The 24,157-nt window shown below is 71.8% G+C and carries 20 protein-coding genes; 6 read left to right on the plus strand and 14 right to left on the minus strand.

All coding sequences use genetic code 11. From position 1 onward, the window contains the following. Positions 1-2: 2 nt before the first annotated feature. Positions 3-425 (minus strand): hypothetical protein, encoded by a 423-nt coding sequence (locus tag C6361_RS21385; RefSeq protein WP_107260222.1) that lies wholly within the window; start codon positions 423-425, stop codon positions 3-5. A gap of 136 nt (positions 426-561) precedes the next feature. Between C6361_RS21385 and C6361_RS21390 the strand changes: the two genes are divergently transcribed. The 3 genes from C6361_RS21390 (at position 562) to C6361_RS21400 (ending at position 1,870) form a co-directional block, all read left to right on the plus strand. Then, entirely contained in the window at positions 562-924 is a 363-nt protein-coding gene (locus C6361_RS21390; RefSeq protein ID WP_234358930.1) for a DUF6158 family protein, read from the plus strand. Next, on the plus strand, positions 918-1,259 hold the full coding sequence (locus C6361_RS21395; protein WP_107268779.1) for a hypothetical protein: 342 nt from the start codon (positions 918-920) through the stop codon (positions 1,257-1,259). Before C6361_RS21390 ends, C6361_RS21395 begins: the two co-directional genes overlap by 7 nt. 95 nt (positions 1,260-1,354) lie before the next feature. Beyond that, the gene (locus C6361_RS21400; protein ID WP_107268780.1) at positions 1,355-1,870 is read left to right on the plus strand and encodes a DUF1360 domain-containing protein; all 516 of its coding nucleotides are present in this window, start codon (positions 1,355-1,357) and stop codon (positions 1,868-1,870) included. 43 nt (positions 1,871-1,913) lie between these two features. Here C6361_RS21400 and C6361_RS21405 read toward each other — a convergent pair whose 3' ends face one another. From C6361_RS21405 to C6361_RS21445, 9 genes are all read right to left on the minus strand, one after another. Further along, complete coding sequence (locus C6361_RS21405; protein ID WP_107260218.1) at positions 1,914-2,108, minus strand: hypothetical protein; 195 nt, start codon at positions 2,106-2,108, stop codon at positions 1,914-1,916. 24 nt (positions 2,109-2,132) lie between these two features. Further along, positions 2,133-2,363, minus strand: coding sequence for a hypothetical protein (locus C6361_RS21410; protein ID WP_199853526.1), 231 nt, complete (start codon positions 2,361-2,363; stop codon positions 2,133-2,135). Between the two features lie 300 nt (positions 2,364-2,663). Then, positions 2,664-5,105, minus strand: coding sequence for a penicillin-binding protein (locus C6361_RS21415; RefSeq protein ID WP_107268781.1), 2,442 nt, complete (start codon positions 5,103-5,105; stop codon positions 2,664-2,666). Between the two features lie 229 nt (positions 5,106-5,334). Next, positions 5,335-6,429, minus strand: a complete 1,095-nt coding sequence (locus tag C6361_RS21420; RefSeq protein ID WP_107260212.1) for a 3-deoxy-7-phosphoheptulonate synthase — start codon at positions 6,427-6,429, stop codon at positions 5,335-5,337. A 250-nt stretch (positions 6,430-6,679) separates the two neighbouring features. Further along, positions 6,680-7,153: a TspO/MBR family protein gene (locus C6361_RS21425; protein WP_107268782.1), complete on the minus strand. Its 474-nt coding sequence runs from the start codon at positions 7,151-7,153 to the stop codon at positions 6,680-6,682. A gap of 538 nt (positions 7,154-7,691) precedes the next feature. Continuing rightward, the gene (locus C6361_RS21430) at positions 7,692-9,137 is read right to left on the minus strand and encodes a glycoside hydrolase family 43 protein (RefSeq protein WP_107268783.1); all 1,446 of its coding nucleotides are present in this window, start codon (positions 9,135-9,137) and stop codon (positions 7,692-7,694) included. 19 nt (positions 9,138-9,156) lie between these two features. Continuing rightward, positions 9,157-10,554: a family 43 glycosylhydrolase gene (locus tag C6361_RS21435; RefSeq protein WP_199853035.1), complete on the minus strand. Its 1,398-nt coding sequence runs from the start codon at positions 10,552-10,554 to the stop codon at positions 9,157-9,159. Positions 10,555-10,791: 237 nt separating this feature from the next. Then, a complete protein-coding gene (locus tag C6361_RS21440; RefSeq protein ID WP_199853036.1) occupies positions 10,792-12,678 on the minus strand; it encodes a hypothetical protein in 1,887 nt (628 codons plus the stop codon). Beyond that, entirely contained in the window at positions 12,675-15,434 is a 2,760-nt protein-coding gene (locus C6361_RS21445) for a Tat pathway signal sequence domain protein (protein ID WP_107268785.1), read from the minus strand. Before C6361_RS21445 ends, C6361_RS21440 begins: the two co-directional genes overlap by 4 nt. A 155-nt stretch (positions 15,435-15,589) precedes the next feature. On the opposite strand from C6361_RS21445, the gene C6361_RS21450 reads away from it, so the two are divergent. Further along, positions 15,590-17,545 (plus strand): DUF2264 domain-containing protein, encoded by a 1,956-nt coding sequence (locus tag C6361_RS21450; RefSeq protein ID WP_107268786.1) that lies wholly within the window; start codon positions 15,590-15,592, stop codon positions 17,543-17,545. Between the two features lie 56 nt (positions 17,546-17,601). Further along, positions 17,602-18,669, plus strand: a complete 1,068-nt coding sequence (locus tag C6361_RS21455) for a LacI family DNA-binding transcriptional regulator (RefSeq protein WP_107258825.1) — start codon at positions 17,602-17,604, stop codon at positions 18,667-18,669. A gap of 24 nt (positions 18,670-18,693) precedes the next feature. Here C6361_RS21455 and C6361_RS21460 read toward each other — a convergent pair whose 3' ends face one another. From C6361_RS21460 to C6361_RS21470, 3 genes are read right to left on the minus strand one after another with little or no spacing between them, the layout of a single operon-like run. Beyond that, on the minus strand, positions 18,694-20,334 hold the full coding sequence (locus C6361_RS21460; RefSeq protein ID WP_159079408.1) for an extracellular solute-binding protein: 1,641 nt from the start codon (positions 20,332-20,334) through the stop codon (positions 18,694-18,696). Between the two features lie 28 nt (positions 20,335-20,362). Further along, positions 20,363-21,262 carry a carbohydrate ABC transporter permease gene (locus C6361_RS21465; protein WP_107268788.1) on the minus strand — a complete coding sequence of 300 codons (900 nt, stop codon included), beginning with the start codon at positions 21,260-21,262 and terminating at the stop codon, positions 20,363-20,365. Then, positions 21,259-22,245 carry a sugar ABC transporter permease gene (locus tag C6361_RS21470; protein ID WP_234358931.1) on the minus strand — a complete coding sequence of 329 codons (987 nt, stop codon included), beginning with the start codon at positions 22,243-22,245 and terminating at the stop codon, positions 21,259-21,261. The genes C6361_RS21465 and C6361_RS21470 overlap by 4 nt, the downstream gene beginning before the upstream one ends. 163 nt (positions 22,246-22,408) lie before the next feature. Between C6361_RS21470 and C6361_RS21475 the strand changes: the two genes are divergently transcribed. After that, positions 22,409-23,416, plus strand: coding sequence for a hydroxyacid dehydrogenase (locus tag C6361_RS21475; protein WP_234358932.1), 1,008 nt, complete (start codon positions 22,409-22,411; stop codon positions 23,414-23,416). An 84-nt stretch (positions 23,417-23,500) separates the two neighbouring features. Here C6361_RS21475 and C6361_RS21480 read toward each other — a convergent pair whose 3' ends face one another. Continuing rightward, a complete protein-coding gene (locus C6361_RS21480) occupies positions 23,501-24,016 on the minus strand; it encodes a MarR family winged helix-turn-helix transcriptional regulator (RefSeq protein WP_107271084.1) in 516 nt (171 codons plus the stop codon). Positions 24,017-24,157: the final 141 nt, after the last annotated feature.

Below are 24,157 nucleotides of genomic sequence, written 5' to 3' on the forward strand. Positions count from 1 at the left end.
GTTCATCCTTCCTGCTGCCGGCCCAGGCCGGGATAGTCGGCGGGCCGGGCGCCGGGATTGGCGTTCAGCCACGCGAGGTAGTGGTTGTATTCGGTCAGCGCCGGATCCTCCGGGCCCTCGGCGGCCAGCCGGGGCCGGGCCGTCCGCACCGGTCGGCGTACCCCCGGGGTGCCCGGCCGGGCCGGCGGAGCTGCCGGCTCGGCGGCCGGCGGCCGGCCACCGCGCAGCGTGTAGCGGACCTCCCGCACCCAGAGGAAGACGACGAACCCGGCGAAGATCGGCCACTCGAAGGCGTACGCCCAGCTCAGGGTGTTGCCCGCCAGCGCCCGGCTGATCTGCCACCAACCGAGGGCCAGGAAGCCGACGACCACCGCGACGGTGAACACGTGACGCAGGATCCACGCCGGTGTGCACAGCCGTTTCATGCCCCCGAGCGTACCGGGCGGGCCGGTGTCGTCTCCGACGCGGCGTCGTAGTGTCGCCGCGCCGGGGCGGGGTTTGGCGGTACCCGGTTTGGGCAACCGTCTAGTCGTCCACCCAAACGAGTTATCGGGGGCGACGATGTCCGAATCAGTACGCCACGACGAGTTCTCCCCGGCCGACGTCGGGGCGCCGATCGACGCCAGCCCGGAACAGCGGGTCGGCCAGTGGGACGGCGACCCGGTCCGGCGCGGCGGCACCGCCAGCGACTTCGTGAGCGCCGAGGAGGAGACCCTCGGTGTCGACCCGGCCGAGCTGAGCGACGAGGACCTGTTCCGGGAGATGCACAGCCTGCACCGGACCAGACTCGACACCCTCCGGCACGCCGCCGACACCGCGCTCGGCAACCACCTGCGGCGGACCGCCGAACTGGAGACCGAGTACCTGACCCGGCACCCGGGCCGGGAGGTCGACCCGAGCCGCCTGCGGGACGGCGGATGGTGACGGGCCGCGCCGAGCGGGGCATGTCCGCCCCGCCGGAGGTGGTGTTCAGTACCGCCACCGACCCGGACCGGGTCTCGGCCTGGCTGCCCGCGCCGCTGCGCGAGGACGGCGGGCCGCGGCCGGAACTCTCCGCCGCCGACCTGCGGGCCCGGTGGCGCAGCGCCGGCTCCCCGGACTGGTCGGCCCGGTTGCAGGTCTCACCGGTCGACGCCGGGGGAGCGACGGTACGACTCGAACTGGAGGGCGAGCCCTCCGAGCAGCGGTTGCACGAGATCGCCGACGAGTCGCTGGCCGGCCTCGCCCGGGAGGTCGACGACAACCTCACCCCCGGGTGAGCCGCACGCACGCGGGGGAAGCGGGGATGGCCGTGCCCCGGAGCGGACGGCGGGCGGCAGCATCGGACGGCACGCGGAACGCGGAACGAGGCGGGATGAAGGTACGGGACAGGGTGGCGCGACTTCGGCAGGCGTACGCGCCCGACGAGCACCGGCCGCTCGGCGGCTACCTGGCGACGATGGGCACCTACGCCGGGGTGGCGCTGGCGCTGGGCATCGCGGCGAAGACGACCGGGCGCCGGGTACCGGAGCGGCCGAGCGTCTCCGACGTCGTACTGCTCTCGGTGGCCACCCACAAGCTCAGCCGGCTGCTCTCCAAGGACGCCGTGACCAGCCCGCTGCGAGCGCCGTTCACCCGCTACGACCGGCCGATCGGCAGCGGCGAGGTGATGGAGCAGGTACGCGACGAGGGGAGTTCGGCCAGGCACGCCGTCGGCGAACTGCTGAGCTGCCCCTTCTGCCTGGCCGTCTGGGTCTCCACCGGGCTGACCGGTGGCCTGGTGCTGGCCCCCCGGCTGACCCGGCTGGTGGCCACCGCCTTCACCGCCGTGGCCGCCTCCGACTTCCTCCAGATGGGCTACGCCGTCGCACAGCGGGCCGCCTCCCGGTAGCGGGGGCGGCCCGTCGGGGCGGGTCGGCCGTGGTGCGGAGAAGTCAGCGCTGCATGCCGGACCAGCCCCGGGGCGACTCCGGCTCACGTTCCGTGTCGCTGTCGGTGATGATCTCCTCGTCCACCGCCGTCTTGTCGTGCTCGGCGGTGAAGTCCGGATCGTCCTGCGGATCCGTCTCTCCGGGCGGCTGGCCGAGCGGAGCCAGGCGAGCCTGCTCTGGCCGGTCGTCTTCGGTCATCGGTTCTCTCCTCGCCCTCCGGGGTCAGCCGGCCGTACCGCCGAGCAGGTCGGCAACCTCGTCGACCGCGTACTCGCCCTCGGGAAGCGCGGTGATCCTGGTCAGCAGCTCGGCGGAGACGTCCGCGGCGACCGCCCGTCGCTGGATCTCCGCCTGGGTGAGCCGCTCCTGACCGGAATAGAGGTCGTCGAGCAGGGCGTCGAGTTCCGGACTGGTCGACTCGTCCGGGGCCGGTTGGTCGGTCACGGAGATCAGCTACCCGGTGTCGGATCGGCCAAACCCGTACCGATGCGCACCCGCCGTCCGGTTTCCGCAGCTGGTGACGTGCGTCACGGCCAAGGTCGGAACACCGGGCCCGGATCCGAGGTTGACTAGGACTGTCGGTGTGTCCAGTGTCCCCGGGCCTCACCCTATTGCCTTCGCGGAATACCGTCCGGCTGGAGCCGCGTCGTGCCACTCGCCGAGAGGCGACCTGCACACCGACACCGCGCCGCCCATGGCTCTCGCCATGGGCGGCGTACCCATCTCCGGGGCCGGTCAGCCCCGGAGTCGGCGTCAGCCGCGTCGTCCGGGCCGGTCGCTGACCGTACCCCCGGTGGTGCCGCCCTCGGTCGAGGGCCGGCCGCCGCCGGGACCGTTGGTCGAGGGCTGGCCGTTGCTGACCCGCAGCATCACCACGCCGCCGGAGACGGTCCGGCCGTCCGGGTCGGTGCCGGCGACCGCACCGGCCGGGCAGTTCGAGGCCACCCGGTTCGGGTCGACCTCGACCTTGAAACCGGCGTTGCGCAGCGCCGAGGTGGCGTCGTCGACCGAGCGGCAGGTGACCGAGGGCACCGACCGCTGGTCCCCGTAGACCAGCTTCTCGCCGGGCCGGGGGAAGTCCTTCTTCGGCTTCCCCTTCATCGCGTCGGCCAGCGTCTCGTAGACGGCCGGGTTGACGATGTCGTGGTCCATGTCGGTGGTGGTCTCCGGCCAGTCCGGGTTGGCCATGATGCCGGCGACCGAGAGCGTCGTGGTCATGGTCACCAGCGACGCGGTCCGCTCGCTGTCCGTGGTACCGGTCTTACCGGCGATCGGATGCCCCACCACCCGGTGCGCGTCCGCCTCCGTCGCGCCGCGGCACCTGCCGTAGGCGGACTGGTCGCCGACCGGGCAGCGGGCAGCGTCGATCGCCGCCCGGGCCACCTCGGGATCCACCGCCTTCTCGCAGTGCGGCTTGGCGATGTCGAGCACCTTGCCGGTGTGGTCCTTGACCTCCTGCACCGGGATCGGCGCGCAGTGCTTCCCGTCGGCGGCCAGCGTGGCGTACGAGTTGGCCAGGTCCAGCGGGGTGGTCGCCGAGACACCGAGGGTGAACGAACCCCAGCCGTCGGCCTGGACCGGGTCCTTGGCGATCGCCGCCTCGCCCGGCTGCCGGAACCTGATGCCGAGCCGCTGCGCCGCGTCGACGACCTTCGCCGCGCCGACCCGCTCCTCCAGGGGTACGAAGTAGGTGTTGACGGAGCGGCCGAACGCGCTCCACATGTCGTGCACGCCGGCCATGCTCGCGTTGTCGTTACCCGGGCACCACCGCTCGGTGCCGGTGCAGGCCGAGTCGGTGCCGCGCTCCGCCGAGTACTTCGACGGGTAGCGCTGCGGGGCGTTGTAGGTGTGGCTCAGCGGGTAGCCCTGCTCCAGCGCGGCCACCATGGTGAACATCTTGAACGTCGACCCGGCCTGATATCCGGCGACGTCGCCGCCACCGGTCAGCAGCGGGTTGGTGGTACGCGGATAGGTCGCCCGCATCCCCGCGTCCGCCTGCTTCGGGTTGCTGGAGATCGGGTTCTTCGGCTTCACCGGGTTGTCCAGCCCGAACGTCCGGTTGGTGGCCAGCGCGCGTACCCGGCCGGTGCCCGGCTCGACGGCCGCCACCATCAGGGCGTCCTTCCGGCCGGTGGGGAGGTACTGCTGCACGTTCTTGTACGCCGCCTTCTGCACCGCCGGGTCCAGGGTGGTGACGATCCGGTACCCGCCGCCCTTGAGCCGCCGCTCCCGGTCGTAGGTGCTGCTGCCGAACGCCTCCTGATCCATCCACCAGCGGTAGAAGAAGTCGCAGAAGAAGCCCCAGTCGTTGTGCACCGAGCTGGTGCAGCCGTTGGCCGGCCGCTGCCCCTTCACCGTCAGCGGTGTGGCGAGCGCCGCCGCCTGCTCCTGCTCGGTGATCGCGCCGGTCTCCCGCATCTGCCCGATCACCCAGTTGCGGCGGTCCACCGTGCGGCCGTAGCCCGGCCCCTTGCTGTCCAGCGCGTCGTAGTAGCTCGGCGACTTGACCAGACCGGCGATCATCGCCGCCTCCGGCACGGTCAGGTTCTTCGGCTCCTTGCCGAAGTAGAACCGGCTCGCCGCGGCCACCCCGTACGTCCCGTGGCCGAACGGCGCCATGTTGAGGTAGCGCTCCAGGATCTGGTCCTTGGTCAGCTTGTTCTCCAGCGCCACCGCCAGGCGCATCTCGCGCAGCTTCCGGGCGTTGGTGTCCTCGCTGGCCGCGACCACGTCGTTCGGGTCGGTCGCACCGTAGGTGATCGACATCCGGACAAGCTGCATGGTCAGGGTCGAGGCGCCCTGCCGGGAGTTGCCGGTGAAGTTCGAGACCAGGGCCCGCATGAAGCCCTTCACGTCGATCCCGTTGTGCCGGTAGAACGAGTGGTCCTCGGCGGCGATCATCGCGTCCCGCATCGCCTGGGAGATCTCGGGCAGCGGAGCGTCCTGGCGGTTCTCGTCGTAGAACGTCGCCATCAGGGTCTTGTTGTCGGCGGCGAAGACCTGGGTCGCCTCCGGCACCTGCGGCACGGTCAACTCGGTGGGCAGGTCCTGGAACGAGTCGGCGCCGGCCTTCGCCGCCAGTCCGGACATGGCCACGGCCGGGAACGCCGCCCCGGCGACCACCACCCCGGCGAGCAGGGCACAGGTGAAGAGCGTGGCGGCCTTGATCAGGCTGCGTCGGCGAAATTTCGGCATGTTCGCGTGAACCTCTGGATGCTGGCGGGCAGGTCGCGGGCGGGGCGGCCGGCGCGAGCACAACCGTACGCGCGTCTTTCGCCCTATTGATCCAGACGCCGCACCGAACCGCACGGTTGCGTCCCGATGGATCTCCCAACTGACTGCTACGTCACACCCGCCAGTCCCGGCGGCGACCTCGGAGGCGTCCCCGGCGGCGGCCTCGAACGGCCGCCGCCGACCCGGACAGTCAGTTCAGGGCGGTACCTGTCGGTGCCGCCACCCGCCGGGCCCGGACCGCCGCCGCCAGGTCCGCCAGCACCTCCTCGGTCTCCGGCCAGCCGAGGCAGGCGTCGGTGATCGACTGCCCGTACTCCAGCGGCCGGGTCGGGTCCAGGTCCTGCCGGCCGGGTACCAGGAACGACTCCAGCATCAGCCCGACGATGCCGCGCTGGCCGTCCGCCATCTGCCGGGCCACGTCGGCGGCGACCACCGGCTGCCGGCGGTGGTCCTTGCCGCTGTTGTCGTGGCTCGCGTCGATCACCAGTCGCTCGGGGAGCCCGGCCGCCCGGAGCAGGGCCAGCGACTCGGCCACCGACTCGGCGTCGTAGTTGGGCTCGCCCCGGCCGCCGCGCAGCACCAGGTGGCAGTCCGCGTTCCCCCGGGTGTGCATGATCGCCGGAGCCCCGGAGACGTCGATGCCGGGGAAGACGTGCGGCACCCCGGCGGCCCGGATCGCGTCGACCGCCGTGCCGACGCTGCCGTCCGGGCGGTTCTTCATCCCGATCGGCATGGAGAGGCCGGAGGAGAGCTGGCGGTGCACCTGGCTCTCGACCGTACGGGCGCCGATGGCGCCCCAGGCCACCGTGTCGGCGATGTACTGCGGGGTGATCGGGTCCAGGAACTCGCAGCCGACCGGCAGCCCCAGCCGCAGGACGTCCAGCAGCAGCGCACGGGCGGCCCGCAGCCCGGCGTTCACGTCGCCGGAACCGTCCAGCCCCGGGTCGTTGATCAGGCCCTTCCAGCCGACGGTGGAGCGGGGCTTCTCGAAGTAGACCCGCATCACCACCAGCAGGTCCTCGGCGTGCTCGGCCGCCGCCACCCGTAGCCGTCGGGCGTAGTCCAGGGCCGCCGCCGGATCGTGCACCGAGCACGGGCCGACGACGACCAGCAGCCGGTCGTCCTCCCGGTCGAGCACCTGGGCGACCGATCGTCGGCCGTCCAGCACGGCATCGGCCAACGCCTGGTCCAGGGGCAGTTCGTGGTGCAGCAGCGCCGGGGTGGTCAGCGGCACGATCCGGTCGATGCGCTGGTCGCTGACCCGACCCATCCCGGTGGTGGTCATCGTCGAGGCTCCCTCTCTGCCGACCGCCACCCCGGGGCCGGCGCCCGGGAGCCGAGCCGGCTGATCACATGGAAAAAGCAGGGACGATGTCCCTGCTTCAGCCGGCTCTGCTGGATCTTGGTGACGTCAGGTCATGGCTGAGTCACCGGCTCCGGAGCCGGCTGACTAAACCATCGATACGAACGCGTCACGCTGGGAACCATACCCGATGCCGGGCCCGACCGGACCCCGCCGCCCACCTGCTGGTACGTCAGCGGCCCGGGTTGCGGGCGGCGATGGTGGCGTTCAGCGCGGTGGCGAAGCCGGTCCAGGCCAGGTAGGGCAGGAGCGCCGCCCCGGCCACCCGGTCCGCCCGCCAGGCTCGGTGCAGCAGGGCGGCGTTGGCCGCGTTCAGCAGGACCAGTTCGGCCAGGGCGAGCCGTGGCCGGCGGGCCCGGAAGAAGAGCGCGTTCCAGCCGGCGTTCAGGACGAGATCGATCGCGTACGCGCGCCGGAGCCTGCCGCGCTCTGCGACGCTGGTGCTGGCGTCGAGGGCGCGGGCGGCGGCGAACGCGATCGAGGCGTAGAGCGGGGTCCAGACGGCGGGGAAGGCCGCCGGAGGCGGCTGCCACGCGGGCTTGTCCAGCGACCGGTACCAGGCGGAGTTGGGGTCGGTGGCAAGCGAGCCGGCGGCGGCGGTCAGCGCGGTGGCCAGTCCGGTCTTGGCGAGTGTCGAACCGTTCATCCCGGTCTGGTACCCGATCGGGAGCCGGTCATCCCCTCAAGGGCGAGGCCAGGCATGGACCTGGCGTCGCCTGTCCCGCCGCCGGCCTCCTGGGGAACCTCTGTGGCCGAGACTGTAGAGCTGCCCCGTTTGTGCCCACCAGGAGCGCGAGGTCGTTCTGGTGGGCAATCTCGTCCTCCGAGGACGTCGCGCCCGCCCTCGATGCGCCTCGGATCGGCTCCGAACCGCGCCTGGTAGACCGGGAGCACAAGCGGGGCAGCTCGACAGTGTCCGCCGCAGACCCATTGCGCTCGGGTCGCACCGTCCAACGTCGGGCTACCCGGGGGGGGGGGGGGGGGGGGGGGGGGGGCGGGGCCGGCGTCCCGGCCCCCACGGGCAAAGGGGGGCGTGCTGTTGCGGTCTCTTGCGCGCAAAGCCGGGCGTTACGGTGGGCCATAGAGACCTCCGGTAGGTATGGGCGTCAGCACCTCACACCTCGCCGGAGGTCTCTCCATCGATCAAGCCGACACGCCGTCAACAACGCTCATGGTCACTACAGCTAGCTGGTCGCCCGGAAGGTGGCATCGCTTCGGCCCTGTGCGTCGCCGATCGGGTCCAGCCGGAGCAGGTAGCCGCTGTGCCGGATGTAGCGGTCGGGGTGGTTGTAGGACCGGTACGAGGTCCAGGCGGAGTTGGCGAGCCCGGCGACGGGTTGGAAGGTCGCGTCGGCCGCGAAGGTGGCGGTGCCGTCGCTGGCCTCCAGTCGGAAGTCGAAGTCGTAGTGCCGCAGGTAGTGGCCGGGGAAGTTCACCGACTCGAACGATCTGGTGTCGGAGCCGCCGGCCAGCCCGGGTACCAGCCGGAACTGGGCGTCCTGCGCCGGGCTGACGTTGGCGTCGAGGCGTACGTCGAAGTCGGCGTGCCGCACGTACCGGTCCTGGTGGTTGTAGGACTGGATCCGGTTGACCGGTGTGCTGTGGCCCCAGCGGGCGAGCACCCGGCTCTCCTCGGCGGCGGTCAGGTTGAGGATCGAGCCGTGCCGTTTGACGGTGCCGCCCATGGCGTACGAGCCGGACGCCGGGATCCGGTAGCCGCCGGGGTTCGACGGGTTGGCGGTCAGCACGGGCAGGTACCCGCGTCCGGAGGAGTACTGGTCGAGATAGAGCGCCCACTCGGTGCGGGTGTTGAACCGCATCCACATCGGCCCCTCGACCTGCGAGCCGGTCAGGCCGATCCCGGCGAGGTTGCCGAGGGTGGTCCAGGTGCCGAGGACCGAGTTGCTTCCCTCGACGGTGATCTGGCCGTCGCCGGAGGCCCGCACGTAGCGGTAGCCGCCGACGCCGGCCGGAACCTCGACGATCTGGGTGTCGATGATGCCCTGCGCACCGGCCCGGTCGATGTACACCTGTGGGGTGCCGATGCTGCGGAAGTTGGTCGTCCGGGCCTGGTAGATGCGGTGTTTCAGCACCCCGTTGCGGGTCGCGTTCGTCGCCCAGTAGAGGACGTAGTCGCCGGTGGCGGGGTTCCAGATCGCCTCCGGCGCCCAGGCGTTGCGTCCGTCCGGAATCGCACCGGCGACGTTGAGCAGCCAGGGCGCCGACCAGTTCACCAGGTCGGTGGACTCCCAGACGACCAGGTTGCGGCTGCCGTTGTTGACGGCGCCGTCCCAGTCCTGTCCGCAGCCGATGCAGAGGTCGGTCGCGATCATCCAGTATCGGTCTCCGGCGGGGGAGCGGACCAGGGCCGGGTCCCGGGCGCCACGGGTGCCGACCGTCGAGCGGAGGACCGGACCTCCGTTGTTGAGGTCGGTCCAGTGCAGCCCGTCCCTGCTGTGTGCGACGGAGATCTGTTGGCCGGCCGCCCCTTCGCCGACGAAGTGCGCCATCAGGTAGCCGGTGAACGGGTCCAGCGCCGCCGCCTGTCCCGGCGCCGCCGCCGACCACGAGGTGAGGAGCAGGCAGGCGGCGCCGAGTACCGCGCTGAGCCGGACGACTGTTCTCGACATGAGGTTCCCTCCGGTGGCCCTAGGCTGTCGGGACGATCGGCCGGATGGTGCCGTCGGCGTTGAACTCCATCCGGTCGATGGTGGTTTCCCGGTTGGTGCCGTTACCGGCCGGCACGGCGAACCGGTGATAGGCGACGTACCAGGTGTCGGTGCCGGGCGCCCGTACCACCGAGTGGTGGCCGGTGCCCCTGATGCCGGCGTCGAGCCGCTTCTGGAGTACGACCCGGCGGTTGGTCCACGGCCCGAACGGTGACGTCCCGGTGGCGTACGCGACCCGGTAGTCCTCGCTGCGGGTGTCGTTCTCGGACCACATCAGGTAGTAGGTGCCGTTTCGCCTGAACACGAACGGCGCCTCGTTGTAGCCGGGTGGGGTGATGGTGCGCACCTGCGCCGGGTCGTACGAGACCATGTCGGCGTTGAGCCGGACGACCCTCGCCACGCCCTGGCCCCAGTACAGATAGGACACTCCGTCGTCGTCGGTGAAGACCATCGGGTCGATCGCCTGACCGCCGGGGAACTGGCCGGCGCGCACGAGTGGATGCCCCAGCGCGTCGCGGAACGGTCCGGTCGGGGTGTCCGCGACGGCGACGCCGAGCTGCTTGGCGGTGTTGCCGCTGGCCGCGCCGCCGCTGAAGTAGAGGTAGTAGCGGCCGTTGCCGGCGGCGACCGCCGGGGCCCAGGCGGAGTCGTCCGCCCACGACACGTCCGGCCCGTGGTCGAGGATCACGCCGTGGTCGGTCCAGTTGACCAGGTCGGTGGAGGAGAACGCCTTGTAGTAGGTGCCGCTCCAGCCGGCGTACCCGTCGGTCGTCGGGTAGAGGTAGTAGCGGCCGTTGAAGGTGGTGAGGTGCGGGTCGGCGAAGAGGCCCGGGATGACCGGCCCCCTGGTGGTCTTCGGCGCCCACGGCGCGGTGAGCCGGAACGCACTCTCCGCCCGGAACGTCGCGGTGTCCTGGTACGGGTCGAGCCAGAGCGCGGAGTCGCGGTGCCGGATCCGCCGGTCGGGGTAGTTGTACGAGGCGAGCGAGACCGACCCGGCGACCGGGCCGTCCACCGGGCAGAAGGTGGCGTCGGCCCGGAACGTCGGGTCGCCGGTGTTGGGGTCGATCCGCAGGCGCCAGTCCCGGTGCCGCAGAAACTGCCCGTTCGCGGCCTGCAACGAGTAGCACCGTGGCGACGCCAGCCCGTTCACCACGGTGAAGGTGGCGTCGAGTCTGGTCTGGGCGCTGCTGCCGCTCGTCACCTCGTCGAGTCGCCCGAGGTGGTCCTGGTGTCGCAGGTACCGTCCGGGCAGGCCGACCGACTCCAGCGACCGCGCGCCGGTGGGCAGCGTCGCCGCCCGCGCGGGCGACCCCGGGACCAGGACCAGGAGGCCGGCCGCCACCGCCGAGAGTGTGAGGACGGGAAGGATGCGCATCACGAGACTCCGATCCGGGTCGGCCGCCGTGGCCGGTGCACACATCGGGACAGGTTCGTCAGCGGTCGGGCGCCCACCGCTCGCACCTGGGGGACCGTGCTGTTAGCGCTGAGTGTTAGCGCTCACATGGCGCCTGTCAAGCTCTCGACGGTTCTCGATGCCGGAGTGGGGCCGGTCCCGGGCCGCTCTGCCGACCCGGGGCCCGCCCCACCCACCGTCCTGCTGCCGGACCCTCGGCTACCGGGCGGCGTAGCTGATGTTCGGCCGGGGCGGGGTGCTCATCCCGGCGCCGAGGAAGTAGTCGACGTGGTGGGACTGCATGTACCCCTTCAGCGTCATCGCGTTGCGATAGGCGGGGTTGTGCGCGAGCGTGTACAGCCGGGTGCCGCTCGGCTGGTTGGTGGTGAAGATGATCAGCTCGTTGTAGCTGGCGTTGGTGTAGACGACCTCCTCGCGCCAGTCACCGAGGATGTCGCCGACGAAGGTGGGCTGGACGCCCTGGCTCGCGTTGACCGCGCCGTAGTTCCAGGTGCTGACCAGCCGGGGCACGCTGCCGCTCGCCGTCGGGCTGTTCGGGTTCCACTTCTCGATCTTGCCGTCGTTGAGCAGCTCCATGGTGACGTCGCCGTCCCACCAGAGCCCGAGCTGCGGCCACGGCTGGAGCGAGGTGTTCGGCTCGGCGAGCCGGTTGGTGGGCGCGTTGTATAGCCCGGAGAAGGACCAGACCTCCATGCCGGGGAAGCGCGGGTCGATGTCACCGGCCATGCCGCGCCCCACGTCGGCGGTACCCGACTCGACGTGCCGCCAGATGATGGAGCCGTTGGCCGCGTCGTAGTAGTACTGGCGCAGCCCGCTGGGGTTGACCTGCTGGACACCGTAGCCCTGTAGACCCGGGCGGTTGGGATCCATCTTGGCGATGTGGAAGCGGTCGCCGTGGATGACACCCTGCGGTCCAAGCGAGTACTTCAGGGTGCCGTTTCCGTTGAGTACGAACCCGATCTCGGCGACCTCGTCCCGGCCGTCGCCGTCGACGTCGATGATCCGGGTGTTGTGCCCGTCCGGGGTGTTCTGGTTGCCGCGCAGCCACTTCCACTGCTGGCTGAGGGACTGGCCGGTGAACCGCCAGGCGGTCATCATCAGGTTGAAGTCGCCGCTGCCGATCCGGTTCTTCATGAAGGCGACCAGGCTCGGGTTGACCCCGTCGAGGTGACCGACGCCGAAGCGGGCGTACATGGGGCCGTCGGCGAGGTAGTCGGTCGGCACCGGTGCGGTGGCCCGGGGCGCCCCGGTCAGGCCGTCGAGGATGGCGATGAACTGCCGGTTGTTGTCGCTGTTGGTGAAGGTGGTGCCGTTGCCGAACCGGACGCCGTTGGCGATCCGCAGGGCGACCTCGGCGCGGCCGTCGCTGTCGAGGTCGTAGACGGTGACGCCGTCGTTGTGGCCGACGTCGATGGTGGCCGAGCCGCCCTCGATGTTGTTCTGGTTGGTGCTGTTCGGGCCCATGTTGACCGACCAGAGGAACTGGCCGTTGCCGCGGTACGCCTCGACGGTCTGCGGGGAGGTCTGCCGGTCGAGCACGTAGTCGTACTCGCCGTCGCCGTCGAGGTCGCCGACCCAGACGAACTTGACCGCCCCACCGGCGCGCAACGGCACCCGGACCACCGGTTCGGTGGCGTGGTTGGCGGAGAGCGTGAACGAACGGCTCGGCGCCTGTTCCGCACCGTTGACCACCGGGCGTACGTGGTAGGTGTTCGACTGGCCCAGGTTCGCGCTGCCGTCGGTGTAGTTCGTCCCGCCGGTCAGCGGCGACGGATTGAGTTTCACGGCCGCACCGCCGCCGGTGGCCCGGTAGACGTTGAAGCCGATACCGGCGGGGTCGAGGCCGAGCAGCCGCCAGCTGACCAGCACCTGGCTGCCGCTTGACCGCACGGCGACGACCCCGCGACCGAGGCTCTCCATCCGACGGGGGTCGGCCGGCAGCCGGCTCGGGTCGCCCGCCGTGACGCCGGGCCCGCCCCCGGACCGGACCGGCGCGGCCGCCGCCCCCAGCGCGACCACCACTCCGGCGCCGGTCAACAGGGTCGTCACGGCCAGCACTGCGCAGAACTTCGTCCTCGGTCTCATCGCTCCTCCTGAGCGGGTAGGTGGTCGCCGACCAGCGCCAGGCACTGGATCGCGGCCAGGCCGTACTGGGAACTCGCGTTCGTGGAGACGAAGCTCGCCTCGTCGACGGGTTTCAGCACGGCCGGACCCTCGACCCGGACGGAACGCCAGTCGAGGTTGCGTGGATAGCCGGCGTGGCCGGTGTGGAACTCCTGCCAGGCGCGGGCGGCCAGCGCCGGGTTGCCGGTCCGGGCGGCGGCGTACGCGGTGAGCCGGGCGTGCGCCTGGCGCAGGTTGAGGCTGCCGAACGACTGCCCGGTCTCGGCGATCTGCTCGGCGGCGGTGCCGTTGTAGAGCCGGCAGTACTGCAACCAGGCGTCGGTGAACTCCGGCAGGTCGAGCAGGTCGACGAGTTCGGCGCAGATCTCGACCAGGCCGAAGACGGCGCCGAGCGAGCCCACGCTCACCTTCGGCGGGCCGATCGCGAACAGCCCGGTGTCGAGGTCGTAGAGGCCGTCGCCCTGGATGAAGCCGTTCGGTTGGGCGGCGATCGAGCGGGCGGTGTTGACCAGCTTGGTCCGGGCGACCGGGTCGCCGTCGCGCTCCCACTCGGTCAGCCAGGCCGCCGCGAGGCCGCTCCAGTCGGTGCCGAACCCGATCCCCAGCGCATGCGGGTCCGGCTCGTACGGCTCGGTGCGGATTTTGCGGATCGGGTCCAGGGCCAGGAAGGTGCGGTCGGCGTCGACGAGGTCACGCATCAGGTCGCCGACCCGCTCGTCGGCGGTGAGGAAGTAGTAGAAGCGCCGGTACGCGGCACTGCTGATCCGCAACTGCTTGGCGCTGTCGGCCCAGTGCAGCACCCCGTGCCGGGTGCCGAGGTCGCGGTATTTACCGAGGTGGTAGACGTCGACCTCGCCGGTGTGCCGGGTCATCGCCTCGGCGAACCGGAACACGTCCGCCCGGCCCGAGCGCAGGTACTGGTACCAGAGCCACAGGTCGGGGGAGAGTTCGGAGTTGGCCCAGGCGTACCCGCCGACGTCGTACCGCCAGACGTGCCGGTCCGGGTCGTAGCTGTGCATGATGTCGCCGTAGTTCCAGAATCCGTACCAGGAACGCTGCTCGACCTGATCGCGGTGGAAGTCGACGAGGAAGTCGAGCCGGTCCTCGATCTCCCGCCGTGCCGGGGTGCTCCGGTCGACCGGACTCCAGTCGCCGAAGACGCCGGCCGCGTGTAGCTGGGCCGGCGGGGCGACGATCAGTGGCGGGGTCCGGACGGCCGCGGCGAGCTGGGCGAACCGCTCGGCGGAAGGCGTGCCGCCGAGCGCCCAGAAGTACATCTCGGTGGTGCGCGCGATCCCGTACGGGCTGCCGAAGCCGGGCTCGTAGTCCTCGTACGTGATCTCCAGCCCCTCCAGCTGCTCCGGATAGCTGTCCTGGCCCATCCCGTCGTGGTAGAAGCGCAGGTCCATCGGGGTGGCGTCGGGTGACCAGAGCCAGACGGTGACCTCGGCGCTCTCACCGGCCGCGCCCCGGACGTCGAGCTGGGTCGGGTGCAGCTGCCAGAAGTCCTTCATGCCGAAGGCGAGACCGCCGGAGACGCCACCCAGATAGCCGAGGCCGCCGGCCCGCCGACCGGTGTCGACCTGCACCCAGCCGTGCCCGGCCCGGGTGCGTTTGCGGATGTCGAAGCAGCCGTCGGAGAGCTGCCGCAGGCTGTAGTCGCCCCAGGCCGGCACGAGGTGCAGCCGGCCGCTCACCCGGGTGTCCCAGCTGGCCACGTCGGGGGTCCGCTCGCCGGCGACCTGCGCCTGCCGGACCGCCGCACCCGGGTCGCGGCGCAGGCCGGTGATCCCGCGAACGGCCTCGCCGAGGATCCCGTCGCCGTCCCCGGCGAACCGCACGTGCCGGTCGTGCGGCTGGTCGGTCATCGGTACCTGGAACCGGACGCCGAGGCCGCTGACGAAGTCCCTGCGCTCGTCGCCGTCGAAGACGAAGGTGTGCACCATCCGGATGCCGTCGCTGCCGGCGTAGAGGTAGAGCCGGATCGTGAACGGCAACCACTCCCGGCGACCCCGGACGGCCCGGTGCCGACCGTCGACCCGGACCACCGCCCGGACCGGGCCGCGCTGCTCGACCCGTACCTCGTGGATCTCGGCGCTGAACCGCTGCTGCCGGACGGTGCCCGCCTCGTCCTCGCCGGTGGCGTCCCGGCGCAGGCAGACGAGGGTGCCGTTCGCCGCGACGGTGCGGTCGCCGCGGACGATCGAGGGCACCAGCACCCGACCGCGCCGGGCGATCCGGCAGCGGACGACGCCGGTGTCCACCTCGATCACCCTGGCGGTCTCGGTGACCCGCAACGGGACGTCCGGTGCGGCCGGCTGGCCGGGCCGGAGCAGGTAGTCGTCGGCGGGTGGTACCCCGGTGCCGATCGCGTGGGCGGTCCACTTGACCGTGCCGTCCGGCCAGAATCCGGTCGGCCAGGACTGCACGGGTACGGGCGTGCCGGCGGCGGTGGTCAGGGCGAGTTCCTGGCCCCGGGGCAGGGCGCCGCGCGGCCACGGCACACCCCAGGTCGCGCCGACCAGGGCGCGGGGTGCGTCGCCGTCGAGCCAGCGCAGCGGCACCCGGGCGTCGGGGTTGGCGGCGGGGGGCGTTTCGGGTCGGGCCGGTGCGACCCGGGGTGGGGCGGCGGCGGCCGGTCGGGGGCCGGGGAGTTGGGTCGCGACGCCGGCCATCGCGACGCCCATCAGCAGGCTGCGTCTGGGCAGTTGGGGCATAGCGCACTCCACTTCGTCGGGTCGCGGCCGGGGCCGCTGTGGAAACGCTTACTATGTCGTGCAGGTAACCAGAGAGTTGCATCGATGTCAATGAGAGGAGCTCGCGGCTGGTCGCGCTGGTACAAGGGAGTTGATCGTGATCAGGGCGGTGACCTATGCTCGTCCGCATCGGTACAAACGCTTTAACTAAGCCTCCGGCTGTCGATGGTTGGCTCTCGCCGTACACCGGGTGGACCCGGGCGCACTGGGAGGCCGCCGCCGACCGCCTGCTCGACGCGGTGCTGCCCTACGCGGTGCCGGGCTTCGCCCAGGTGCGCCTGCCCGGGCGGCCGGGCAGCGCCGGCCTTTCCTGCGACGGCCTGGAGGGGTACGCCCGGACGTTCCTGCTCGCCGCGTTCCGGATCGCCGGTGCCGGCGGTGACGTGCCGGCGGCCCTGATCGAGCGCTACGCGGACGGCCTCGCCCACGGCACCGACCCCGCACACCGGTACGCGTGGCCGGCCCCGGCCGACTGTTCCCAGCAACTCGTCGAGGCGGCCTCGATCGCCCTCGCCCTGCACGAGACCCGGCCGTGGCTCTTCGACCGGCTCGACCCGCCGGTGCGACAGCGGGTGGTGGAGTGGCTGGCCGGAGTCGCCGGCAAGCGGACGTGGCAGAGCAACTGGGTGCTCTTCCCGGTGGTGGTCCAGCAGTTCCTGGCCACCGTCGGGGCGCCGCACGATCCCGCCGAGATCGACGCCGGGCTGGACCGGATCGAGCAGTGGTACGTCGGGGACGGCTGGTACACCGACGGCGCCGGGCAGTGCTTCGACTACTACGCGGGCTGGGCGATGCACCTCTACCCGCTGCTCTGGGCCCGGATGTCCGGCGACCGGGCACGCGGCGACCGGTACCGGGAGCGGCTGCGCGCCTTCCTGGGGCAGTACCAGCACATGTTCGGCCGGGACGGCGCGCCGGTGCACCAGGGTCGGTCGCTGTGCTACCGGTTCGCCAGCGTCGCCCCGCTCTGGCTCGGCGAGCTGACCGACGCCACCACGCTGCCGCCGGGCCGGACGCGCCGGATCGCCAGCGGGGTGCTGCGGCATTTCCACGAGCGGGGCGTGCCGGACGAGCGGGGGCTGCTCGACCTCGGCTGGTACCAGCGGTTCCTGCCCTGCACCCAGCCCTACTCCGGGCCGGCGTCGCCGTACTGGGCCAGCAAGGCGTTCCTCGGCCTGCTGCTCCCCGCCGACCATCCGGTGTGGACGGAGCGGGAGAGCGCCGCCCCGATCGACGATGCCGACCGGGTCGTCGCGCTGCCCGCACCCGGCTGGCTGCTGCACGCCACCCGGCACGACGGGATCGTGCGGCTGGTCAACCACGGCAGCGACCGGGCCCGTCACCTCGGCGCCGACGGGTTGGAGGACCCGCACTACACCCGGTTCGGATACGCCTCGCACGCCGCCCCGGAGACCGGCGAGGAGGCCCGGGCCCGTGCGGTGGACGGCCACCTCGCCGTACTCGCGCCGGACGGCACGATCTCCCGCCGCCGCCGGATCGAGCCGATCGCCGTACACGACCGGTTCGCCGCCTCGGCGTACGCCGACGAGTTGCCGGGCGGCCCGGTACGGGTGCAGACGGCATCGGTGGTGCGCGGGCCGTGGGAGCTGCGGATGCACCGGGTGACCGCGCCACCGGGCTGTCGGGTACGCGAGGGCGGGTACGCACTCGCCGCTGCCCGCCCGCCGAGCGTCGACACCGGGCCCGGGTGGGCCTCGGTGCGGCGGCCGGACGGACTGGCCAGCGTGGCGATCGCCCGGTACGGGTTGCGGGACGCCGCCGTGGCCCACGCCCTGGACGCGAACGCGTACGGGGTCTGCTCCGCCACCCCGTACCTGACCGCGCCGGAGCATCCCGGCGGTAGCGCGGTCTACGTCTGCCTGGTCGCGCTCACCGGCGACCGCGTCGACCCGGCCGCGGTCGCCGAGTCGGTCACCGTGCTGGTCGACGGCGACCGGGTGGCGGCGACCTTCCCGGACGGCGAGCGGGTCGAGGTGACCCTCGGCGCCGAACCCGGATACGCCCGCTTCCCGGCCGGCGGTGGCGCGCCCCTGCGATGGCCCGCGGGTTGACACGGCGACCTGTTTCTGTAACCGTTTTCCGGAACACCTGCCCGGGATGGAGGACGATGGCGCGGCGGACGGCTGAACCTGCGGGTGGGCGGCGGCGGTCCACGATCCGCGAGGTCGCCGACCGGGCCGGCGTCTCGGTCGCGACCGTCTCCCGGATCCTCAGCGGCAGCTACCCGGCCGCGCCGGCCACCCGGGCCCGGGTGATGCGCGCGGTCAAGGAACTCGACTACGTCGCCAACGCGCACGCCCGGGCCCTGGCCGGCACGCCCAGCAAGAGCGTCGCCATCGTGCTCAACTCGGTGATCTCGCCGCACTACGCGCACGTCGCCCAGGGGGTGGAGACCCAGACCGCCGCCGAGGGCCGGCTCTGCCTGATCGGTACCACCGGCGGCGACCCGGAGCGCGAGCTGGCGATGGTGAAGTTCATGCGGGAGCAGCATGCCGAGGCGGTGATCCTGGTCGGCAACGTGGTGGCCGACGAGAAGTACCGCGAGCGGATGAGCCAGTACGCGCACGCCCTGGCCGCGATCGGTTCCCGGCTGGTGCTGTGCGGCCGGCCGCCGCTCGGCCCGGACGTCCCCGCCGTGGTGGTGGAGTACGACAACGCCGGTGGCGCCTTCGCGGCCACCAGCCACCTGCTCTCCGCCGGGCACGAGCGGATCCTCTTCGTCGGCCGCCGCCCCGGCTACACCACCGCCGACGGGCGGCTGGCCGGCTATCGGCGGGCGCTGGAGGCGCACCGGGTGCCGCACGACCCGGCGCTGGAGGTCGAGGGCACGATGGAGTGGCACGAGGGCTACCGGATGATGAAGGAGCGGCTGGTCGCCGGTCCGCCGGACTTCACCGCCGTCTTCTGCGTCAACGACCTCCTCGCCGGTGGTGCCCACAGGGCGCTGGCCGAGCACGGGCTGCGGGTGCCCGACGACGTGTCGATGGTCGGCTTCGACGACCTGCCCCCCTCGCTCGACCTCGGCCTGACCACCGTGCACCTGCCGCACGAGGAGGTGGGGCGCACCGCCGTGCGACTCGCGCTGGAGCACGAGGCGCGCGGCGGCACCCCGCCGCACGTCACCCTCGGCACGCACCTGGTCGTCCGCGACTCGGTCCGCCCCCGCTTCCGGTGACAACCCCGGTGACGACGCCGGTCGTCACTTCGCCGCCGCGTACTCGACGGCGAGTTCCTCGGCGACCCGGTCGCCGCCGGCCTGGCGCCACTGGCTGACCGCGTCCTTCCAGGAGGAGACCGCCCGGCGGCCGAACACGATCGCCGAGACCGCGTCGCCGGCGATCCGGCTCAGCTCGGCGCCCTTGCTGCTCACGGTCGCCGAGCGCAGCCCCACCTCCGGGTTGGCGACGCTCTTCGGCAGGACCGCCTTCTCCCACTCGTGGGCGGCCCGGGCCGCCTCGGGAAAGCCGGGGAGATACAGCACGGAGGGTGCGACCCCGAGGTACTTGACCGGCAGGTTGGTGTTGTTCTCCACCTTGTACAGCTCGGTCGTCCTGATCCCGTCGGCGTCCTTGGTGTGGTGGACGCCCTCGACGCCGTAGTTCGCCAGCTCGAATTCGGCGGTGCCGAACGGGGCGCTGAGATAGTCGCTGATCCGCAGCAGCATCCTGACCCGGTCGGTGCTCGCCTTCTTGAAGGTGACGTAGCCGAAGAGGCTGTTGCCGCGCCACGGCGTCGGGTTCGGCCCGTACGGCCGACCGAGGTCGAACTCGAACCGACGGTCGATCTTGGAGATGTTCGACAGCGCCACGGTGCCGAACCCGTCGGTGATCGACACCACCGTGCCGTTGTACCAGAATGTCTGGAGGTCGGTGGCGCTCAGCGTGAGGGTGTCCGGGTGGTACGCGCCGGCCTCGGCGAGGCGCCGCATGACGCCCAGCGCCTCCTCGAACTGCGGGGTGGTCAGGGTACTGACGAACTTCCCGTCCTCCACCCGCCAACCGTTCGGGGCGCCCATCGACCCGGCGTGGTAGGTGACCGCGCCGAGGCCGCCGAAGAGCGACTTGGAGCCGGCGATGCCCCACCGCCGGCCGCCGGTGACCTTCCTCGTCCCGGCGACGTACCCCTCGACGTCCCAGTCCTTCGGCACGCCCGCCTGGTTCAGCGCGGTGCGGTTGACGAAGAGGCTGTTGCCGGGGACGGGCCGTTCCAGCGGGACGCCGTAGATCCGGCCGTTGATCCGGCCCATGCCCTGCCAGGTGCGGGTCGGGATGTTGGCCAGGTTGGGATAGTCCCGGACCGCGTCGCCGCCGACCAGGTCGGAGAGGTCGGCGCAGCGGGCCTGGACGAACTCCGCGGCGCGGGGCAGGGCGAGGTTGGTGAACATGATGATGTCCGGCAGGTCGTCGCCGGAGGCCATCAGGGTGGCCATCTTCTGGCCGTACTCGGCGTCGGGTACGACCACGACCCTGAGGTTGACGTTGAGCGCCTTGTTGATCGCCTGCCAGTACCTGTTCGCCTCCACCGGCCTGGGCGGTGCGCCGTACGTGATGACCATCGCGGTGACCTCGGAGCCGTCCCCGACGGTGTCGGCGACCGACCGGACCACCTGCTTCGGGTAGCTCAGGTAGAGCGGCTGCACGCCGGTCTCGTCGCCGGGCGCGTCCGGTGGCGGGCCGGCGAACGGCAGGTAGGTGGGCCAGGGCACGAGGTCCTTGCCGGCGTTGCCGACGTCGCCGCCGGAGCCGTCGCCGCAGCCGGTGAGCAGCGGTCCGGCGGTGCCGGCGAGCGCGCCGACGCCGGCCAGCTTCAGCACCGACCGCCGGGTAGCGTGCAGAGTCATCACGTCCGTCCTCTCGGGAGGGTGGAGATCAGGCCTTGAGGGCTCCGGTGAGTACGCCCTTGACGAAGTAGCGCTGGAGGAACGGGTAGACGCAGACGATCGGCGCGGTGGCGAGCACGACCACGGCCATCTGGGTCGACTGGGGCGCGGCGACGGCGGAGGCCTCACCGGTGATGTCGGCCCCGCTGGTGACGTACTGCCGCAGGACCGTGCCGATCGGCCACTTCGACTGGTCGTTGAAGTAGATGATGGCCTCGAAGAAGCGGTTCCAGTAGGCGACCGCGTAGAAGAGCCCGACGACCGCGAGTACCGCCTTGGACAGGGGCAGCACCACCCGCCACAGCACCGCCCAGTCGCCGGCACCGTCGATCCGGGCCGCCTCCAGCAGCTCGGCCGGGATCGACTGGAAGAACCCCCGCATCACCACGAGGTTGAAGACGTTCACCAGGAACGGCAGGACCAGCGCCGCGTACTGGTCGAACAGCCCGGTGCTGCGCACCACCAGGAACAGCGGGATCATCCCGGGCGGGAAGAGGAACGTGAAGAGCACCAGCAGCAGCACCGGCCGCCCGCCGTAGCGGCCGGGGCGGCTCAGCGCGTAGGCGAGGGCGACCGTGCAGGCCAGGCTCAGTGCCGTGCCGACCACGGTGACGCCCGCGCTGACCAGCAGCGCCCGCGTCACGATGCCGCCGTCGAGGATCTCCGCGTACGCCTCGAAGCTGACCCGCCGTGGCCAGACCACCCAGCCGCCGTTCGCGATCACGTCCTGCGGCTCGGCCAGACTGGTCGCCACCACCGTCCACATCGGAAAGAGCACGAGCAGCACGACGACGGCCAGCGCGACCGCCTTGGCGATCCGGATCCCCGGCCCCGGCCTGCCCTGCCAGGCGGGGTAGCTCGCCCGGCTCTGCCGGACCACGGCTCTCATCGGTGGTACACCCCCTGCTCGCCGAGCCGGTGCGCGACCTTGTTCGCGGTGTAGACCAGGGCCACCCCGATGACCCCCTTGAACAGGCCGGCGGCGGCCGCGTACCCGAACTCGCCGTTGGCGAAGCCGGTGAAGTAGACGAAGGTGTCGAGCACCTCGCCGGCCTCCGGGCCGACCGCCTGGCGCTGAAGGAAGAACTGCTCGAAGCCGACGTCGAGGAACTCGCCGAGCCGCAGCACCAGCAGCAGCACCAGTACCGGGCGGATGCCGGGCAGCGTCACGTGCCACAGTCGCCGCCACCAGCCGGCACCGTCCAGCGCCGACGCCTCGTACTGCTGCTCGTCCACCTGGGAGAGTGCGGCCAGGAAGATGATCGTGGCCCAGCCGCACTCCTTCCAGATCAGCTGCGCGACGACCAGCGGCCGGTAGGTGTCGGGGTTGCCCATCACGTGTACCGAACCGAGGCCGAGTTCGCCCAACCAGCCGTTGAGCACGCCCGCGCCGCCGAGCATGTGTTGGAAGAGGGCCAGGACGATCACCCAGGAGAGGAAGTGCGGCAGGTAGACGACGCTCTGCACGAACCGCTTGACGGTGCTGCCCACCAGGCTGTGCAGCAGCAGCGCCAGGGCGAGCGGGGCGGGGAAGAAGAAGACGAGCTGGAGCACGGCGATCACCAGCGTGTTGCGTACCGCGTTCCAGAACTCGGGGTCGCCGAACATCTGCCGGAAGTTGTCCGGCCCGACCCACTCGCTGCCGGCCAGTCCCAGGAACGGCACGTAGTCGACGAAGGCGAGCGTGTTGCCGAAGAGCGCGCCGTAGTGGAAGACCAGGAAGTAGGCCACCCCCGGCGCCATGAGCAGCAGGAGGACCAGATCGCGCCGGATCCGCTGGCGGTGGCCGAGCCGGCGCCGGGGACCGGTGGCGGCGGCGGAGCGCCCGGCATCCCGGATCTCCGACGGCCGCCTGGTATCGGTGGCACTCACCCGGCGGCCTCCCATCATCACGATCGTCATGTGACCGAAACAAGGTGGCACGAAGATAAAGCGTTTACCTAGGCGAGTCAACCCATAGACCTCTTGCCCTCTGTCTGCCTAGGCTCCTGCTTAGGTAACCGTTTACACCACAGCCAGCTCAGGAGACCGATCCGTGCCGGACCGCCCCGCCGCCGCCCTCGCCATGCAGCCCTGGGCGCTGCCCGCCCTCTTCCCCACGGATCTGCTACAGCGGCTGCGGACGCTGGTCCGACTGGCGCCGGACGCGGTCCTCACCTCGTTCGACACCCCGGCGGCCCGGGCCGCGCTGGGCGAGATCGAGGTGCTGGTCACCGCCTGGGGCTGCCCGCCGATCGACGAGCGGGTGCTCGCGGCCACGCCCCGGCTGCGCGCCGTGGTGCACGCCGCCGGCTCGGTGAAGAGGCACGTCACCCCGGCCGTCTTCGAGCGCGGCATCGCCGTCTCCTCGGCAGCGCAGGCCAACGCCGTACCGGTCGCCGAGTACACCGTGGCGGCCGTCGTATTCGCCGGCAAGCGGGCGCTCGTCCGGGCCCACTGGTACGCCCACGACCGGACCGGCGGCGATTGGCGCTCCGGCACCGGCACCGGCCTGTACGGCCGGACGGTCGGGGTGATCGGGGCGTCCCGGATCGGCCGGCTCGTCCTGGAGCGCCTGCGCGCCTTCGACGTCCAGCCGCTGCTCGCCGACCCGTACCTGAGCACGGCCGAGGCGCGACAGCTCGGCGCCGAACTCGTCGACGCCGACGAACTCTGCCGCCGCAGCGACGTGGTCAGCATCCACGCGCCCGAGCTGCCGGAGACCCGCCACCTGCTCGACTCCCGGCGACTGGCCCTGCTGCCGGACGGCGCGACGGTGGTCAACACCGCCCGGGGCTCGCTTGTGGACACCGCCGCCCTCACCGAGCACTGCCGCAGCGGCCGGATCGACGCGGTGCTCGACGTCACCGAACCGGAGCCGCTGCCGGCGGACCACCCGCTGCTGCGGCTGCCGAACGTCCTGGTCACGCCCCACCTGGCCGGCTCGCAGGGGCACGAGCTGAGGCGGCTCGGCGAACACGCGGTGGCCGAGGTGGCCCGGCTGGCCAACGGTCAACCGCTGGCGGGCCGGGTACGCGGTCGCGACCTGGACCGGATCGCCTGAGCTACGCCTGCCGGCCCTCTCCGGTCCGACCCGGCCGGCTCGCGCGTCCTCTCCGGGACCTGGCGGCCGGGGCGACCGACGGGATCACCGCCCGATTTCCGTGGTCGGGCCGCCGTCGCAGCCCGGCCCGGCCCGCTCCATGCCGATGGCGAGGGTCGCGAGCTTCTCCAGCGCGCTGTTGAGATGGACGATCTCCTCCTCGGTGAGGGCGGAGAGGAACGCGGTGTTCCGGGCCCGCGCCGCGGCGATCAGACCCCGGTAGGTGCGCAGGCCGGCCGGCGTCAGGGAGAGGGGTGAACTGTTGCCGGGGCCGCTGGAACGAACGACGAAACCGCGGTCGGCGAGTTTGGTGACGATGCGGCTCATTTGAGCGGGGTCGATGCCGGCGAGTCGGGCAATGCGATTCGTGGTGCTCGCCACCCCGCCTCCGAGCAGCGCCAACGCTCGCCATTCGCCGAGGCTGACATCGAATTCCCGGCGGAAGAGCAGGGCCGCACTGCGCTCGAATGCGTTGACCACCCGGTGCAGCCGAAATGAGAGCAGCTCGGTAATCACCAGATCCGGCGCCAGGGTCTCCCCGCCTGCGGTCGCGTCCACCATGCGGGCAAGTTTGCCACGCCGGATCCGGACCGCTCCGGGCCGGCCGTGCCGGGCGGTGCCGGTCACGGCCGGGCGTCCGGTCGATCTTCGCGGGCCCGGCGCGCGCAGCCGCGTCGATGTCCGGGAATCGGGCGTGGTCCG

Origin of the sequence: Plantactinospora sp. BC1, from assembly GCF_003030345.1 — a bacterium.
Lineage (GTDB): Bacteria > Actinomycetota > Actinomycetes > Mycobacteriales > Micromonosporaceae > Plantactinospora.